Annotated in this window: 15 protein-coding genes and 2 pseudogenes; 14 read left to right on the top strand and 3 right to left on the bottom strand. The window is 73.3% G+C overall.

The window, feature by feature from the left end:
• From G3I42_RS32910 to G3I42_RS32880, 7 genes and pseudogenes are all read left to right on the top strand, one after another.
• Positions 1-821, top strand: a pseudogene (locus G3I42_RS32910) (hypothetical protein); the annotation flags it as partial.
• A gap of 150 nt (positions 822-971) precedes the next feature.
• Complete coding sequence (locus G3I42_RS32905; protein ID WP_164291339.1) at positions 972-1,706, top strand: DUF2993 domain-containing protein; 735 nt, start codon at positions 972-974, stop codon at positions 1,704-1,706.
• Between the two features lie 370 nt (positions 1,707-2,076).
• On the top strand, positions 2,077-2,922 hold the full coding sequence (locus G3I42_RS32900; protein WP_164291338.1) for a sulfurtransferase: 846 nt from the start codon (positions 2,077-2,079) through the stop codon (positions 2,920-2,922).
• Between the two features lie 70 nt (positions 2,923-2,992).
• A complete protein-coding gene (locus G3I42_RS32895) occupies positions 2,993-3,280 on the top strand; it encodes a DUF1416 domain-containing protein (protein WP_007824091.1) in 288 nt (95 codons plus the stop codon).
• A gap of 216 nt (positions 3,281-3,496) precedes the next feature.
• A complete protein-coding gene (locus G3I42_RS32890; RefSeq protein WP_164291337.1) occupies positions 3,497-3,742 on the top strand; it encodes a DUF3099 domain-containing protein in 246 nt (81 codons plus the stop codon).
• A gap of 217 nt (positions 3,743-3,959) precedes the next feature.
• Positions 3,960-5,582, top strand: a complete 1,623-nt coding sequence (locus tag G3I42_RS32885; RefSeq protein ID WP_164291336.1) for a M48 family metallopeptidase — start codon at positions 3,960-3,962, stop codon at positions 5,580-5,582.
• Positions 5,579-6,664, top strand: coding sequence for a DUF4034 domain-containing protein (locus G3I42_RS32880; protein ID WP_164291335.1), 1,086 nt, complete (start codon positions 5,579-5,581; stop codon positions 6,662-6,664). Before G3I42_RS32885 ends, G3I42_RS32880 begins: the two co-directional genes overlap by 4 nt.
• A 19-nt stretch (positions 6,665-6,683) precedes the next feature.
• Here the strand turns inward: G3I42_RS32880 and G3I42_RS32875 are convergent, their stop codons facing one another.
• Positions 6,684-7,382 (bottom strand): GNAT family N-acetyltransferase, encoded by a 699-nt coding sequence (locus tag G3I42_RS32875; RefSeq protein ID WP_343244728.1) that lies wholly within the window; start codon positions 7,380-7,382, stop codon positions 6,684-6,686.
• A gap of 28 nt (positions 7,383-7,410) precedes the next feature.
• Positions 7,411-7,773 carry a DsrE family protein gene (locus tag G3I42_RS32870; protein WP_164291333.1) on the bottom strand — a complete coding sequence of 121 codons (363 nt, stop codon included), beginning with the start codon at positions 7,771-7,773 and terminating at the stop codon, positions 7,411-7,413.
• A gap of 127 nt (positions 7,774-7,900) precedes the next feature.
• Here G3I42_RS32870 and G3I42_RS32865 point away from each other — a divergent pair, with 127 nt between their 5' ends.
• The 6 genes from G3I42_RS32865 (at position 7,901) to G3I42_RS32840 (ending at position 13,100) form a co-directional block, all read left to right on the top strand.
• Positions 7,901-8,683 (top strand): hypothetical protein, encoded by a 783-nt coding sequence (locus G3I42_RS32865; protein ID WP_164291332.1) that lies wholly within the window; start codon positions 7,901-7,903, stop codon positions 8,681-8,683.
• Positions 8,680-9,597 carry a hypothetical protein gene (locus G3I42_RS32860; RefSeq protein WP_164291331.1) on the top strand — a complete coding sequence of 306 codons (918 nt, stop codon included), beginning with the start codon at positions 8,680-8,682 and terminating at the stop codon, positions 9,595-9,597. Before G3I42_RS32865 ends, G3I42_RS32860 begins: the two co-directional genes overlap by 4 nt.
• Positions 9,594-10,568 (top strand): hypothetical protein, encoded by a 975-nt coding sequence (locus tag G3I42_RS32855; protein ID WP_164291330.1) that lies wholly within the window; start codon positions 9,594-9,596, stop codon positions 10,566-10,568. The genes G3I42_RS32860 and G3I42_RS32855 overlap by 4 nt, the downstream gene beginning before the upstream one ends.
• A gap of 304 nt (positions 10,569-10,872) precedes the next feature.
• The gene (locus G3I42_RS32850; RefSeq protein WP_164291329.1) at positions 10,873-11,445 is read left to right on the top strand and encodes an FABP family protein; all 573 of its coding nucleotides are present in this window, start codon (positions 10,873-10,875) and stop codon (positions 11,443-11,445) included.
• Between the two features lie 127 nt (positions 11,446-11,572).
• Positions 11,573-12,085, top strand: coding sequence for a transcriptional repressor (locus G3I42_RS32845; RefSeq protein WP_164291328.1), 513 nt, complete (start codon positions 11,573-11,575; stop codon positions 12,083-12,085).
• 34 nt (positions 12,086-12,119) lie between these two features.
• On the top strand, positions 12,120-13,100 hold the full coding sequence (locus G3I42_RS32840; RefSeq protein WP_164291327.1) for a folate-binding protein YgfZ: 981 nt from the start codon (positions 12,120-12,122) through the stop codon (positions 13,098-13,100).
• A 13-nt stretch (positions 13,101-13,113) separates the two neighbouring features.
• On the opposite strand, the gene dtd is transcribed toward G3I42_RS32840, so the two are convergent.
• Entirely contained in the window at positions 13,114-13,539 is a 426-nt protein-coding gene (dtd, locus tag G3I42_RS32835) for a D-aminoacyl-tRNA deacylase (protein ID WP_164291326.1), read from the bottom strand.
• A 440-nt stretch (positions 13,540-13,979) separates the two neighbouring features.
• Here dtd and G3I42_RS32830 point away from each other — a divergent pair.
• Positions 13,980-14,258 (top strand): annotated as a pseudogene (locus G3I42_RS32830) (ABC transporter substrate-binding protein); the annotation flags it as partial.

The raw sequence follows: 14,258 nt of genomic DNA, 5'->3' as shown, positions 1-14,258 counted from the left end.
CCGCGGAGCCGCTCGCCGCTCCGGCGGGGGGCGGGTTCGGGCCCGCGACGCTCGCCGGGAACACGCGGATCTCCGACGCGCAGCGCGCCCGTGCCGAGGGCCGCTCGCCGATCATCTACCCGGGTACGCAGCCGGCCGCGCTCACCGCCGTGCTCGCGCTGCTCCTCGCGGGCGGCGCGGCGCTCGGCTCGTACGGGCTGCTGCTGCCGCTCGTCGTGCTCCAGGCCGTCACGGCCGCCGGGTGGTTCCGGCTCAACGGCATGTGGCCCGCGCGGCAGGGCATCGCGCTCGCCTTCCTCGGCGGGGTCGTCGCCGACATCGGGGTCCTCGCGGCGGACTCCGGGCCGGGGGCGATCATCGGCGCGGCGGGGGTGTGGGTGCTGCTGTGCGTCGTGCTCCAGCTGCGCAGCCACGCCTCGCCGGACGAGCGGCTGTACGGGCTCATGGCGACCGTCGTCTCGTCCGCGCTCGCCGTGTGCGGGGCGGGGTTCCTCGCGGCGGACTCGGGGGCCGTGGTCGCGGGGGCCTTCGGGGTGGCGGGGGCGATCGTGGCGCGGAGCGTGCGGTTGCCGTTGCCGGCGTCGTTCCTCGCGGCGGTGGTTGTGGGGGTCGTGGCCGGTGTGCTCGGCGGGGCCGTCGGCGGCCTCGGGGCCGGGGCGGGTGCGGTCGTGGGTCTCGCGGCGGCGCTCTGCGCGGTGGTGGGGCACCGGGTGGCGTCGTACGACTATCCGTCGCGGTTCGTGCACATGACGGCGGGGGTGGCGTTGCCGCTGGCCGCGGCGGCGCCGGTGGTGTGGTGGCTCGGGGTCCTTGTGGCGTGAACCAGTGCCGGGCGGCCTCTGCCCCGGGCCCCGCTCCTCAAGCGCCGGAGGGGCTTGATTCTGGTGCGGCCGGCGTTCGGGCGCGGCCTTCGTCGTGCGCGGCCCGGATTGTGCGGCGGGCCGGATGGATTCTGGGGGTAACCGTTCGTCATGCGTCTCCTGCGAATAGTCGTCGTGCTCGTCGTCCTCCTCGGTGGGGGCGGGCTCCTCGCCGACCGGTGGGCGCACCATCGGGCCGAGGGGGAGGCCGCGCAGCGGGTGGAGGAGCGGGAGGGCGTCGAGCACGCCGACGTGGGCATCCGCGGGTTCCCCTTTCTCACGCAGGTCGTCTCCGGGCGGATGGAGCACGTCGATGTCCGTCTGGACGGGTACCGGGCGCGCACCGAGCGGGGGCGGGTCAGGGTCGCGCGGGTGGACGCCGCGCTCGGCGGGGTGCGGTTCGACGGCGACTACGAGCGGGCGCGTGTCGAGACGGCCTCGGGCACCGCGCGGATCACGTACCGGGATCTCGTGAAGTCCCTCGGCGACGAGGAGATCCCCGTGGCCTCCGGCGTCTCCGCGAAGGTCGCCTCGCTCAAGGACGGCGGCAAGGGCCGCATCGCCGTGGGCGTCGAGGGCAGCGTCCTCGGGCACGCGCTCCCCGGGACCTTCACCGTGCTGTGCTCCGTCTCGCTCAAGGGCGGCGACCGCTTCGTCCTGCACGCGGACTCCCTCCCCGACCTCGGCATCCCGCTGCCGGGGGCGTCCGGGCACTCCCTCGACATCGAGCAGAAGGCCGGTGAGCTGCCCGAGGGGCTGCGCCTGGACTCCGTACGGGCCGCGGGCGACGGCCTGCGCGTGCGGTTCTCGGGGAAGGACCTCGACCTGCGCGAGGACGCCCGCTGAGCTGCGGTGCCCGTATCGCGGACAACATCGTCTCACCATGCGAACGGACGGTGACATGTCCCGGAATCGGTCCCTACGATCGGACCCATGACGCACCAGGCGGACCTCACGAAGCGGCGGGCAGTGGACCTGTGCCGCGTCGCCGCCATGCTCTGTCGCCTTTCCTGACGCCCGCGCGGGCGGCGATCCCGCGCCGAGAGCCCCGAAGCGGTCCGCGACACCGGTGCGTGACGCCTCCCTGCGGACCTCCCGGCCCCGGCCCGCCCGCCCCCGCTCCCGGTACGGGCCGCACCGCCCCGTACATCCCGCACTTCGCGCACCCCTGCCGGGCGCACAGCCGCCCGCGACCCGCACGACGGAGGAGAAGAGTATGAGCCGCAGTGACGTCCTGGTCGACGCCGACTGGGTCGAGGCCCACATCGACGACCCGAAGGTGGTCGTCGTCGAGGTCGACGAGGACACCTCGGCCTACGACAAGAACCACATCAAGAACGCCGTCAAGATCGACTGGAAGACGGACCTCCAGGACCCGGTGCGCCGCGACTTCGTCGACCAGGAGGGCTTCGAGAAGCTGCTCTCCGCGCGCGGCATCGCGAACGACGACACCGTCGTCCTCTACGGCGGCAACAACAACTGGTTCGCGAGCTACGCCTACTGGTACTTCAAGCTCTACGGCCACCAGGACGTCAAGCTCCTCGACGGCGGCCGCAAGAAGTGGGAGCTGGACTCCCGCGACCTCGTCGACGGCTCCGAGGTCCCGGCCCGTCCCGCGACGACCTACACCGCCAAGGCGCAGGACACCTCGATCCGCGCCTTCCGCGAGGACGTCGTGAGCGCGATCGGCGCCGAGAACCTGGTCGACGTGCGCTCGCCCGACGAGTTCAGCGGCAAGCTGCTCGCCCCGGCGCACCTGCCGCAGGAGCAGTCGCAGCGTCCCGGGCACGTGCCGAGCGCCCGCAACATCCCGTGGTCGAAGAACGCCAACGACGACGGCACCTTCAAGTCGGACGAGGAGCTGAAGGCCCTCTACGCCGACGAGCAGGTCGATCTGGAGAAGGACACGATCGCCTACTGCCGGATCGGCGAGCGCTCGGCCCTCACCTGGTTCGTCCTGCACGAGCTTCTTGAGGTCCCGAACGTCCGCAACTACGACGGTTCGTGGACCGAGTACGGCAGCCTCGTCGGCGTGCCGATCGAGCTCGGCGCCGCGAAGTAGTCCCGGGGGACTACGCACGCGCGCGTAGTCCTCATGTACCACCCACCCCGACCCGCTACAGGAGTAGTTCATGTGTGGAGCGAAGGCCGGCGGCCCCGACGCCTCGACGATCAAGCCCGGTGAGACGACGATCCAGGGGCAGGTGACCCGCGACGGCGAGCCCGTCGCCGGGTACGTGCGGCTCCTCGACTCGACGGGCGAGTTCACCGCCGAGGTCCCGACCTCCGCGACCGGGCAGTTCCGCTTCTACGCGGCCGAGGGGACCTGGACCGTACGCGCCCTCGTCCCCGGCGCCACGGCGGACCGCACCGTCGTCGCGCAGCAGGGCGGGCTCGCGGAGGTCGCGATCGCCGTCTGAGCGGTCTTGAGCAGGCGGTACGGCTCCCGCGGGTGACGCGCGGGGGCCCCGAGCCGGCCGGAGGGCCGTGCCCCAGGGGGTTGGACGCTTCCTGACACAACGGGCACGGCCCTTCGCGCCGTCCGGAACGGCTGTCGCGAGGCGGGCGCGTGGAGGTCGCGAGGCCGGTACCCCGCCCGTCGTGCCGCCCTCCTCCGGGCGTCCTACCGTGGAGGGATGTACACACGACGACGGCGGGCCTACTTCCTCATGATGGGGATCTGCCTCGTCCTCTTCGTCTCCGCCTGGGCCTTCGTCCGCATCTGGTCCGTCCCGGCGGCCATCGCCATGTGCGTCGTCGCCCTCGTCATCCCGCCCGTCGCCGCCATCGTCGCCAACCGGCGCGGCCCCGAGGACCGCTGGTGGGACGAGAAGGACGACAACGACCGCGACGACCCCGGCGAACGCCGCAAGCGCCGCTGAGCACCCGCCGGGCACGCGCCCGCCCCGCCCCGCCCCGCCCCGTACCAAACGGGACGTACGTGGCAGCTTCACCAATCCTTCTTGCCTCGCACGCAACTCGCGGGAAATACTCCCCTCACCTCGCCGTTCGCGTCCGATGCCCCCGGTTCACCCCGGGCGCGCACCGCCCACGGCCTGGCCGATTCCACTTCCGTGTTCCGTGGGGGGACCACGCCCGATGGGCGCATTCACGCGCGCGCTGCGCGCTCTCGTACTACTCGCCGGCTTCTACCTCATCGGCCTCGTGCTGCTCGCGCTGCTCGGCCTCGGGGACTGGGCCCTTCTGACCTCCGGGCACCACGGGATCGGGATCATCCGGCTCGTCATCCTGTCCGTCGTCATCGCCGTCCCGCTCGTCCGCGGCCTCGCGCTCGTGCGTACGCCGCGCGGCGAGGACCCGCCGGGCGTCGAGCTGACGCCGCAGGAGCAGCCGAGGCTGTGGGAGCTGGTGCGGAAGCTCGCGAAGGCGGCCGACACCCGCGCGCCCGCGCGCATCCTGCTCACCGCCGACGTCAACGCCTCGGTCACCGAACGCACCCGGCTGCTCGGCCTCGTACCGGGGCGGCGGGAGCTGTACCTCGGACTGCCGCTCGTCCAGGGCCTCACCGAGGCGCAGTTGCGCGGAGTCCTCGCGCACGAGCTGGGCCACTACGCCCACGCCGACACGCGCCTGAGCGGGCTCACCTCGCGCGTGCGCGGCCAAGTGGGCCGCACCGTCGTCCACTTGCAGGGCGAGAGCCAGGAAGGTGAGGGCAAGGAGGGCGGCGAGGCGAAGAAGCGCAATTTCCTGCACCGCTGGCTCGCCAAGATGTACATCGGCTACGGCACGCTCGTCCTCCGCGTCACCCTCCAGGACGCCCGCCGTCAGGAGTACGCCGCCGACCTCCTCGCCGCCCGCCTCGCCGGGCGCACGGCGACCGCCTCGGCGCTGCGCGAACTCCCCGCACTCAAAGCCTCCTTCGGCTTCTACCTCGACCGCTACGCCTTCGCGGGCGCCGATCAGCTGCTGTTGCCGCCACGCGGCGAGATCTTCGGCGGCTACGGGCGCCTCCTCGGCGCACGGCAGCTCGAACTCGTCGAGATGCGCAGCGAGTTGCCGCACGAACCGGCCTCGCCGTACGACTCCCACCCGCCGCTCGCCGCGCGCGTGCGCCGCGTCGAGGAACTGCCCGACGACGGGCGCACCGACGAGGGCCGCGAGGCCGCCTTCGCCCTGCTCGACACGCCGGAAACGGTGCTCGTCGCGCTGGAGGACGTGGCGCTCAAGGCGCCGCCCTTCCAGTCCGGTACGTGGTCGCGCGCCGCCGACTGGCCCGACCTCCTCACCCGCGCCATGAACGACCGGCTCGGCGACCAGGACGCCCCGCTGCCCCGCGCCCTCGTGCGCGAGAAGGGCACGGCCGGACTGCCCACGCTGCTCGCCGTGATCGAGGCGGGCGAGCTGTGGGAACTCGCCCGCCACCTGCCCGCCTCCGCCGAGACCCGCGCCGCGAAGGGCCGCGCGCGTCAGGCGATGCTGCGGCCCCTCCTGCGCGCGCAACTGCACCGCATGGTGCTCGCCGATTTCGCCGTACGGGGGCGGTTGCGCTGGGAGTTCTCGTGGGAGGGCCCGCACGCGGCGGTGCTCACGGGCGAGGGCGGGGCGCCGCTGGAGGAGGGTGCCGGGAGCCGCGAGGACGGCGGGCCCGCACTGGAGCACGCGATCGAGGCGGCGCTTGCCGACCGCCCCGACACCGGGCCGCTGCGCGCGCTGTGCGCGCTGGGGGACGGCCCGCACACACCGAAGGACGGACTCGTATGACCGTGGTGGGCGGCGCACTCGCCGTGATGCTGGTGTCCCTGCTGCTGTCGTGGCGCAAGCAGCGGCGGGACAAGGGGGGCGGGGCCGTGGTGCCGCGCGACACGACGGTGGCCGCGCGGGAGGCGCGGGTCCGGGCGCGGGCCGAGGCAGCCGGGTTCCTGCCGCGCGAACGGCTCGACACCGAGCGGGCCGCGGCCCCCGATCCGCGTGTCGAGGCCGCCGTCGAGGCCGTGGTGCGCGGGGAGTGGGAACCGGCCGCCGCGCTCGTACGGGCGAGCGGCACGGACTGGTGGCTGCGGCGCACCTGCGTCTCGCGGCTCGCGGAGCGGGCGGCCGAGGACGACGCCTGGCTCGCCGCCTGGGAACGGGCGCGGCCCGAGGACCCCGAGGCCGCTCTCGTACGGGGTGCTTCGACGGTCTTCCTCGCCTGGGACATCCGGGGTTCGCTCACCGCCGACCACACGACCGCCGAGCAGTTCCGGGGCTTCCACCAGGTGCTCCACCAGGCACGCGCCGACGTCGACCGCGCCGTCGCGCTGAACCCCGAGGACCCGACCCCGCTGGTGGACTCCATCTCGCTCGCCTTCGGCATGGGCGAACCGCACGAGCACATGCGGGAGTTGTGGGCGCGGATCGTCGCGCTCGACCCGTACCACTTCCAGGCCCACTGGTCGGCGTTGCAGTACTGGTGCGCGAAGTGGCGCGGATCGCGGGAACTGGCGATGGAGTTCGCCGAGAGCGCGGCGGCGGAGGCGCCGCCCGAGTCGATGCTCGTGCTCCTGCCGCTCCTCGCCCGCTGGGAGCACAAGAGCGACCTGAAGGAGCCGTTCACGAGCCCGCGGGCGCGGGCGGCGACCGACGCGGCGCTCCGCGCGCTCGCCGCCGCGCCCGAGGCGCGGACCGCCCCGCAGGTACGCCACTTCGTCGCGTTCTTCCTGGCCGAGCAGAAGCGGTACGGCGAGGCGCGGGAGCAGTTCCGCCTGATCGACGGCCGCATCGGCTCGCCCCCGTGGACGTACTTCGCCCGCCCGGCGGAGGCGTACGAGGAAATCCGCGACGGGGTGCTGCGCAAGGCGCGGTGAGCCCCGCCGCCCCTTCCCATTACCCCAGCCGCAGACTGAGTTGCGCGCCCAGTTCCTCGTAACCCAGCGCCGCCGCCACGCGGCAGGAGGCGAGTGGGCGGGCGCGCCACTGGGGCAGGAGCCCGGCGGCCAGGGCGTGGGCCGTCGCTGCCGAGGCGACGGTACGGGCCAGGCCACGGCCCCGGGCCGCGGGCGCGGTGAGGACGCAGAGGTGGGCCGTCCGGTGCGGCCACCGGGCGTAGCCCGCCGCCGCCAGGGGGCGGCCGTGCGCGCGGATGACGAAGGCGGGGGACGTGATGCCGCCGAGGTCCGCCTCGGCCGCGTCCTCCTCCCCCGGCACCCGCTCCAGCTCGCCCAAGTTCGCCTGACTAACCGTTAGTTGCTCCACTCGCAACGCGTCGGGTGCGACCGGCGAGAACGCCGCCCGGGATACGTACGACAGCGTCGCGGGCCCCAGCACGGACGCGACCGCCAGCCGCCCGCGCAGCGCGGATTCCGTGAAAATCCGTTCTCCGTGCAGGAGTTCACCCGTCGCCTCGTCCGGCACGGTCACGAGCGTCGCCCCGCCGAGCGTCACCATGCCCACCCAGCCGCGTGGGCACAGCCCCGAGTCCGGCGCGACGGCCACCCGTACCTCACCCGTCGCCGAGGGGAACTCCCCTGGCACACCCGCGAGTTCGGCCCACAGTCCGCGCGCCGACCGCAACAGTTCCGCCACCGGTTCCCCCATCGACCCGCCGCCCCCGTCAGTACACCAGTGCCTGGACGCCGTCCTTCATGATCTCGCTGACGAAGACCTGCGCCCCCGCGATCCGCACGCCCTCCAGGACGTCCTTCTGCGCGATGTCCCTGCGCGCCGCGCACTGGGTGCACAGCGTGATCGTGCCGCCCGCCTGGATCGCCTCGATCAGGTCGGGGAGCGGCGCGGCGTGCGGGAGTTCGAACTCCGCCGCGCGGCCCGGCAGCGCGAACCACGACGACTCGCCCGTGAGCCACAGCGAGACCTCGACCCCGCTCGCGACCGCCACCGAGGCGACCGTGAACGCCTGCGAGCAGCGCTCGGGCGCGTCGGCACCCGCCGTCACCTTGATCACCAGCTTATTTGCCATGGCCGAATCGTAACGGTGGGGTGTACAACTCCTCGGGGGGATTGTGGGTCTTCTGTGTGCGTGGTTGCACGATGCACCCATAGTTTTTGGTAAAAGATCACTTTTCTGACATCCCTGGGGGGATTGCGTGAACCTGCGCGCACGCAGGAAGCAAGACGAGGCGGGGGAGGGGACGAGAACCGGCCGCCCGCGCGGAGCGACCACGCTGCTGCTCGTCGCCGCCGCCGTGCTCGGCCTCGGCGGCGGCACGGCCTACGGCTACCACGTCCAGGCGGACCGCCACCCGAAGCCGCTCCCACCGCTCGCCCAGTCCGGGCTGAGCTACCCGAAGAAGACCCTCCCGGCCGACGCGAAGGGCTCCCGCCCGCCCCTGGAGGAGAACCAGGACCACCAACTGGTGTACCGGGGCGGCCTGGACCGGCTGGTGGTCGCCCCGCCCAAGGGCTGGAAGCGCGCCGGCAAGGAGGTCTTCGGCAAGGGCACCCTCCGTACCGACGACATCGCCAAGTACGCCGTCGAGTACGACGACGCCGGGGACACGCTGGCGGAGCTGGTCCGCACCGGCGCGGTCCGCTTCGCGGGCGAGAACTGGACGGATGGCGGGGGACTGTACGGCTACGTACGGCTCATCGAGTTCCGGCCGGGTGCGAAGAACGACGCCGCGCAGCGGGCCATGGACAACGGCGCGTACTTCCAACTGGATGACGGGACCAGCTCCGACGATGTCGCCCCCGGAACCACCGTCTTCCGCTGGAAGGAGCCTCCGCACGCCGGCTACCCGCCCATGTGGGGCGGAGCCGTGTTCGGCTCGCGCGGGAACGTCAACATCGAGATGGTCTTCTTCGGCACGTCACCCGTCAGTGAGTCGAAGCTGACGGAGGCCGCGAAGAAGCAGTGGGAGCGCCTGTGAGCGAGAAGGAACCACCGGTCAACCCTGCGGCGGCGGCCACGGAACCGGCGGAGCCGACCGGGGCCACGGCGTCGGCGGAGGCTGTCACTGCGTCGGCGGAGGCCGGCACTGCGCCGTCGGAGGCCGTGGAACCGGCCGGGGCCGCGCCTGTACGGAAGCGGCGCCCCCGGCTCCGCGCCGTCCTCGGCTACGCGCTTCCCGCCGTCGTGCTCGTCGGCGGAGGCGTCGGCTCCTTCGCGTACGCGAAGCACAGCGCGGAGGGCGCGGACCGTACCGTCGCGACCCAGCAGTGGGACACGAACGCCCCGGCGGCGAAACGGCCGAAGAGCACGTACGGAAAGGGGTCGGCGCAGGGGAAGCTCCAGCGCCAGCTCCTGCCGGTGCCCGACGGCTACGCGCTCGGCCCGTACGTGACGGAGGGGAGCGACGACGTCGAGCTGAGCTCCAGGGAAATCGCCCAGTGGCTCACCTCGGCGGCGGCCGGGCAGGGACTCGGCGCCGAGGAGCGCGAGGGCGTGGACCGAGTCGTGCGCACCTCGGCGCCCCGCGCCCTGGCCGTGCGCAGCTACGCGGCGCCCGACGACTCGGTCTACATCGTCAGCCTCTCGCAGTCCAAGGGGGGCAAGCCCGCCGCGTCGGTCCTCAAGCCGAGCGTGGCGGCCATGGAGAAGAACCTCAAGAAGGGGCCGGCCGTGCCCGGGCACGCGAAGGACGCCGCCTGTTTCCGGATGCCCGGGATGGAGGACACCGATGGTGTCGCGGTCGATCTCGCACGTCTGACATGCGTCGCCTGGCACGGTGATCTCAGCGTCGCCATCGACGCCACGGGAGCGGACCCGCTGAACTCCCACGCAGCCGTCGCCTTCTTCGCCCGCCAGCTCGACCGCCTCAAGTCCACGGGGACCGCCGTATGACCGACCAGCTCCTGCCTCCCATCCCCGCCGGACCGCCCCCCGCGGACGAAGCGGCCGAGAAGAAGGCCGTCACGGACAGCCCGGCCGCAGCGGACGCACTGGCCGCCACGGACACCCCGGCCGCCACGGACACCCCGGCCGCCACGGACACCGCGGCTGCTGCGGAGCCCTCCGCCGTCGCGGAGCCCCCCGCCCCGCCCCGTCCCCCTCTCCGTACGCGCCCCCGCTTCCGCGCCGCCGTCCGCTGGGGGCTCGCCGTCGTGCTGTGCGCCGGGCTCGGCGGTGGCGCCGCCGCGTACGTCACCGCGATGCACCGCGACGACGTGCCGGGGCTCTCCACCAAGGGCGACGGCCGCTGGGACTACCCCGCGCTCTCGCTGCCCGCCCTGCGCGAGGGCGAGCCGCGTCCGGGTGACGAGGCGAACCGCGCGGGGCTGCACTTCGCCGACCCGCGCGACCTGCTGCTGCCCGCTCCCGCCGGGGCGGAGGCGGACAAGGCGCTGCCCGGCGGCGTCGTGCCCACGGACCGCTACCTCGCCGAGTACCGCGAGGAGGACCGCAAGGAGCTGCGCGACAACCTCGAAGGCGGCGGGCTGCGTCAGGTCACCGCGCGCGGCTGGACGACGCCGGACGGTACGCACACCCGCGTCTACCTGCTCCGTTTCCCCGGGCAGGCGCAGGCGTCCTACTACCAGACGTCCGCCATCGACACCGCTTGGAGCCCCGAGGTCGAACCCCTCGGCTCCTCCCTCAGCTACATCGACCAGGGCAGCAAGCAGGCCGGCCCCAAGGTGCGCCTCGGCATCACCGCCGCGTACGCCGAGGAGGCCCCGTTCGGCGCGCGGCAGGTACGCCACGCGTACATCCAGGCCGGCGACACGGTGGCGTTCGTGATCATGGACCGCAAGGGCAAGACGCCGGCCCTCCCCTTCCATCAGACCGTGGTCCTCCAGAGCCAGCTCCTCTACTGAACGACGCGAGCCGCCGCGCCCCGAGTGCCGAGGGCGGCCCGGTACCCCCACCCGGCCGCCCTCGCCCCGCCCCCGCTCCCGCCTCCGATTAAGCTGAGTGCCGCCCGACCACCGGGTCCCGCGATCGCGGTCCGCCCCTCCCAAGGAGCACTTCATGCTTGAGGCCATCTACACGACTCTCCTCGTGCTCGTCTGCGTCGGCGTCCTCGCCTTCGCCGGCCTCTCGCTGAAGAAGCTGTACCAGGGCCAGCGCTGATCACCGTCGCCCGAGAGACCACCCCGAGAGATCGCTGAGCCGCACATCATGATCGAGATCCCCTCAGACCTCCACCGCGACCTCGTCCCCCTCGCCTGGCTCCTCGGCGACTGGGCCGGCGCGGGTGTCTTCGACTTCCCCGGCGCCGAGAAGTGCAATTTCGGGCAGGAGCTGTCCTTCCGCCACGACGGCAGGGACTTCCTGGAGTACACCTCGCACAGCTGGGTGCTCGACAAGGACGGCAACAAGGTGGGCCCGCTGGAGTCCGAGTCGGGCTTCTGGCGGATCGGCAAGGACCGCCAGGTCGAGACCGTCATGACGCGTGACGCCGGGGTCGTCGAGGTCTGGTACGGGCAACTCGCCGAGGGCAAGCCGCAGATCGACCTCGTCACGGACGCCGTGGCCCGCGTCGAGGCGGCCGAGCCGTACAGCGGCGGCAAGCGCCTGTACGGGTACGTCAACGGCGACCTGCTGTGGGTCGGCGAGAAGCAGACCCCCGAGGTCAGCCTGCGCCCGTACATGTCCGCGCAGCTCAAGAAGGTCGTGACCCCCGAGCAGGTCGCCGAGATGGCCCGCAACCTGCCGGACATGCCGGACGACGGCATCGCCTTCTTCAAGTAGGTCCCGCCGCTTCAAGCAGGTCCCGCCGCGGGCCGCCGTCAGGCCCCGGCACGGGTTCTCGTACGGGGCCGGAGCCGCCTTCTCGCGGTCCGGTCCCGCTTTCCGCGCCCGCGCCTACACTGGTCGTGTGGTGAGCACCGACTGGAAGAGCGACCTCAGGCAGCGCGGTTACCGGCTGACGCCGCAGCGCCAGCTCGTCCTGGAGGCCGTCGACGCGCTCGAACACGCGACGCCCGACGACATCCTCTGCGAGGTGCGCAAGACGGCCTCGGGCATCAACATCTCGACCGTCTACCGCACGCTGGAGCTCCTGGAGGAGCTGAACCTCGTCAGCCACGCGCACCTCGGCCACGGCGCCCCCACGTACCACCTCGCCGACCGGCACGACCACCTGCACCTCGTGTGCCGGGACTGCGCCGACGTCATCGAGACCGAGGTCGCGAGCGCCGACGCCTTCGCGCGCAAGCTCCGCGAGGAGTTCGGCTTCGAGACCGACCTCAAGCACTTCGCGATCTTCGGCCGCTGCCGCAACTGCCGCGAGGACCGCGCGCACGCACCCGGTGACCGGGCCGGGCACCCCGGGCACGCGGGGCCCCCGCCCGGCGAGCGCGTCGAGCACACCCGTACGGCGCCGGAATAACCCGGGCCGCGCCGGGGTCGTACCCTTCGTGGATATGAAGACGACCGAGTCGCAGAGCCCGCTCCTCACCCTTCCCGGAGCCGTCGCCGCCGAAGGCGTGGACGCCGGGGTCGCCGCGCACTACGGCGACCTCTTCCGCGAGCAACGCGCCCTCGCGGACGGGCGCGGCTTCGTCGATCTCTCGCACCGCGGCGTGCTCACCGTCGAGGGGCCCGAGCGGCTCGCCTGGCTGCACCTGCTGCTCACGCAGCACGTCAGCGAGCTGCCCGCCGGGCAGGCCACCGAGGCCCTGATCCTCTCCGCCAACGGCCACGTCGAGCACCACCTCTCGCTCGTCGACGACGGCACCACGACGTGGCTCCACGTCGAGCCCGGCACGCGCGAGGCCCTCGCGGGCTACCTGGAGAGCATGAAGTTCTTCTACCGCGTCGAGGTCGTCGACCGCACCGAGGAGTACGCGGTCGTCCACCTGCCCGCCGGGTCGATCACGCCGACGCCCGACGCCGCCGCCGTACGCGAGACGCCGGACGGCCGGGACGTCTTCCTGCCCCGTACGGAGCTGGCCGCCTTCGCCGAGGCCGCCGGGCCCGCGATCGGGCTGCTCGCCCTGGAGGCGCTGCGCGTCGAGGCGCACCGCCCCCGGCTCGGCTTCGAGACCGACCACCGCACCATCCCGCACGAGGTCGGCTGGCTCGCGAACGCCGTCCACCTCGACAAGGGCTGCTACCGGGGCCAGGAGACCGTCGCGCGCGTCCACAACCTGGGCAAGCCCCCGCGCCGCCTCGTCTTCCTCCACCTCGACGGCAGCGAGGTCCACCTCCCGCCGCACGGCGCCCCGCTCCGCCTCGCGACGGACGGCCCCGACAGCCGCGTCCTCGGCTTCGTGACCACCTCGGCCCGCCACCACGAACTGGGCCCGATCGCCCTCGGCCTCATCAAGCGCAACGTCCCGGTCGACGCCCCGCTGCTGGCGGAGAAAACGGCGGCGGCGCAGGAGGTAGTCGTACAGCCGTAGCGCCTCTGCCGGATCAGATCTCCAGCAGGACCGTGAACGGGCCGTCGTTCGTCAGCGTGACCCGCATCGAGGCGCCGAAGCGGCCCGTCTCGACGTGTGCGCCCAGCTCGCGCAGGCACCGTACGACCTCGGCCACCAGCGGCTCGGCGACGTCGCCGGGGGCCGCCGCGTTCCACGTGGGGCGGCGGCCCTTGCGCGCGTCGCCGTAGAGCGTGAACTGGCTCACGACGAGGAGCGGGGCGCCGGTGTCCGAGCACGACTTCTCGTCGCTCAGCACCCGCAGGGACCACAACTTCCGCGCGAGCTGCGCGGCCTTGGCCGGGGTGTCCTCGTGCGTCACCCCGACGAGGACGCACAGGCCCTCCCCCTCGATCTCCCCGACCACCTCGCCGCCGACGACGACACCGGCCCCGTCCACTCTCTGCACCACCGCACGCATACGCCCCATTGAACCGCGCCGCACCGGCCGCCCCGCCTGCCGCCCCCGGCAGGAGACCGCACCGCCCCCGGCGGAAGCCGCACCGCCCCCCGGCGGAGGGGCCGCTCCGCCCCCTCACCGCCCCCGGCGGAAGCCGCACCCGTCCCGCCCGCGAACCGCCAAGGGGGCGCTCAGGGGCGCACGCCGCCCGGTCCCGGCCGCCCCCCGTGCCGCCCCTGCTCCATCCCGTACGCCCTCGTGCGCTGCGCTACATGGCTGCATCCCGCTCGCGTGCGCGAACTCCGCATCCCGCTCCGGACGTGCGCACATAAAGCGGTCGCTAACGGTTCAACGCCCCGCGAATGCGGCCAGTTGGACACAACGGCCGCCCTGCGGGAGCAGAATGCATTCAGCGCCGCGAGGCGCGGTCGAGGGGACGGAAACACATGAACAGCTCAGCCATGAGACACCCCGGGGCCCTCGCGGCCCCCACCACGCGCGCCGAGGGCACCGCCCACGCCTGGGTCACGGCCTGCGCGCCGCGCCCGCGCGAGACGGACGCCGAGGAGCCGGCGGCCCGCCTCGGGCGGCTCACGCTGCCCGAACTGCGTGAGCTGCGACGGGTCTCGGGCCGCGAGGAGGCCGAACTCAGCTACGTACGACGGATGCTGCACGGCCGGATCGACATCCTCACCGCCGAGATCCGCGGCCGGACCACCCCGCCCGCGCCGACCGCTCCG

The organism is Streptomyces sp. SID11385 (genome assembly GCF_010548245.1).
In the GTDB taxonomy this organism is placed as follows: Bacteria; Actinomycetota; Actinomycetes; order Streptomycetales; family Streptomycetaceae; genus Streptomyces.
The sequence above is the reverse complement of the archived record's forward strand: the minus strand, read 5'-3'. Positions and strand labels throughout refer to the sequence as shown.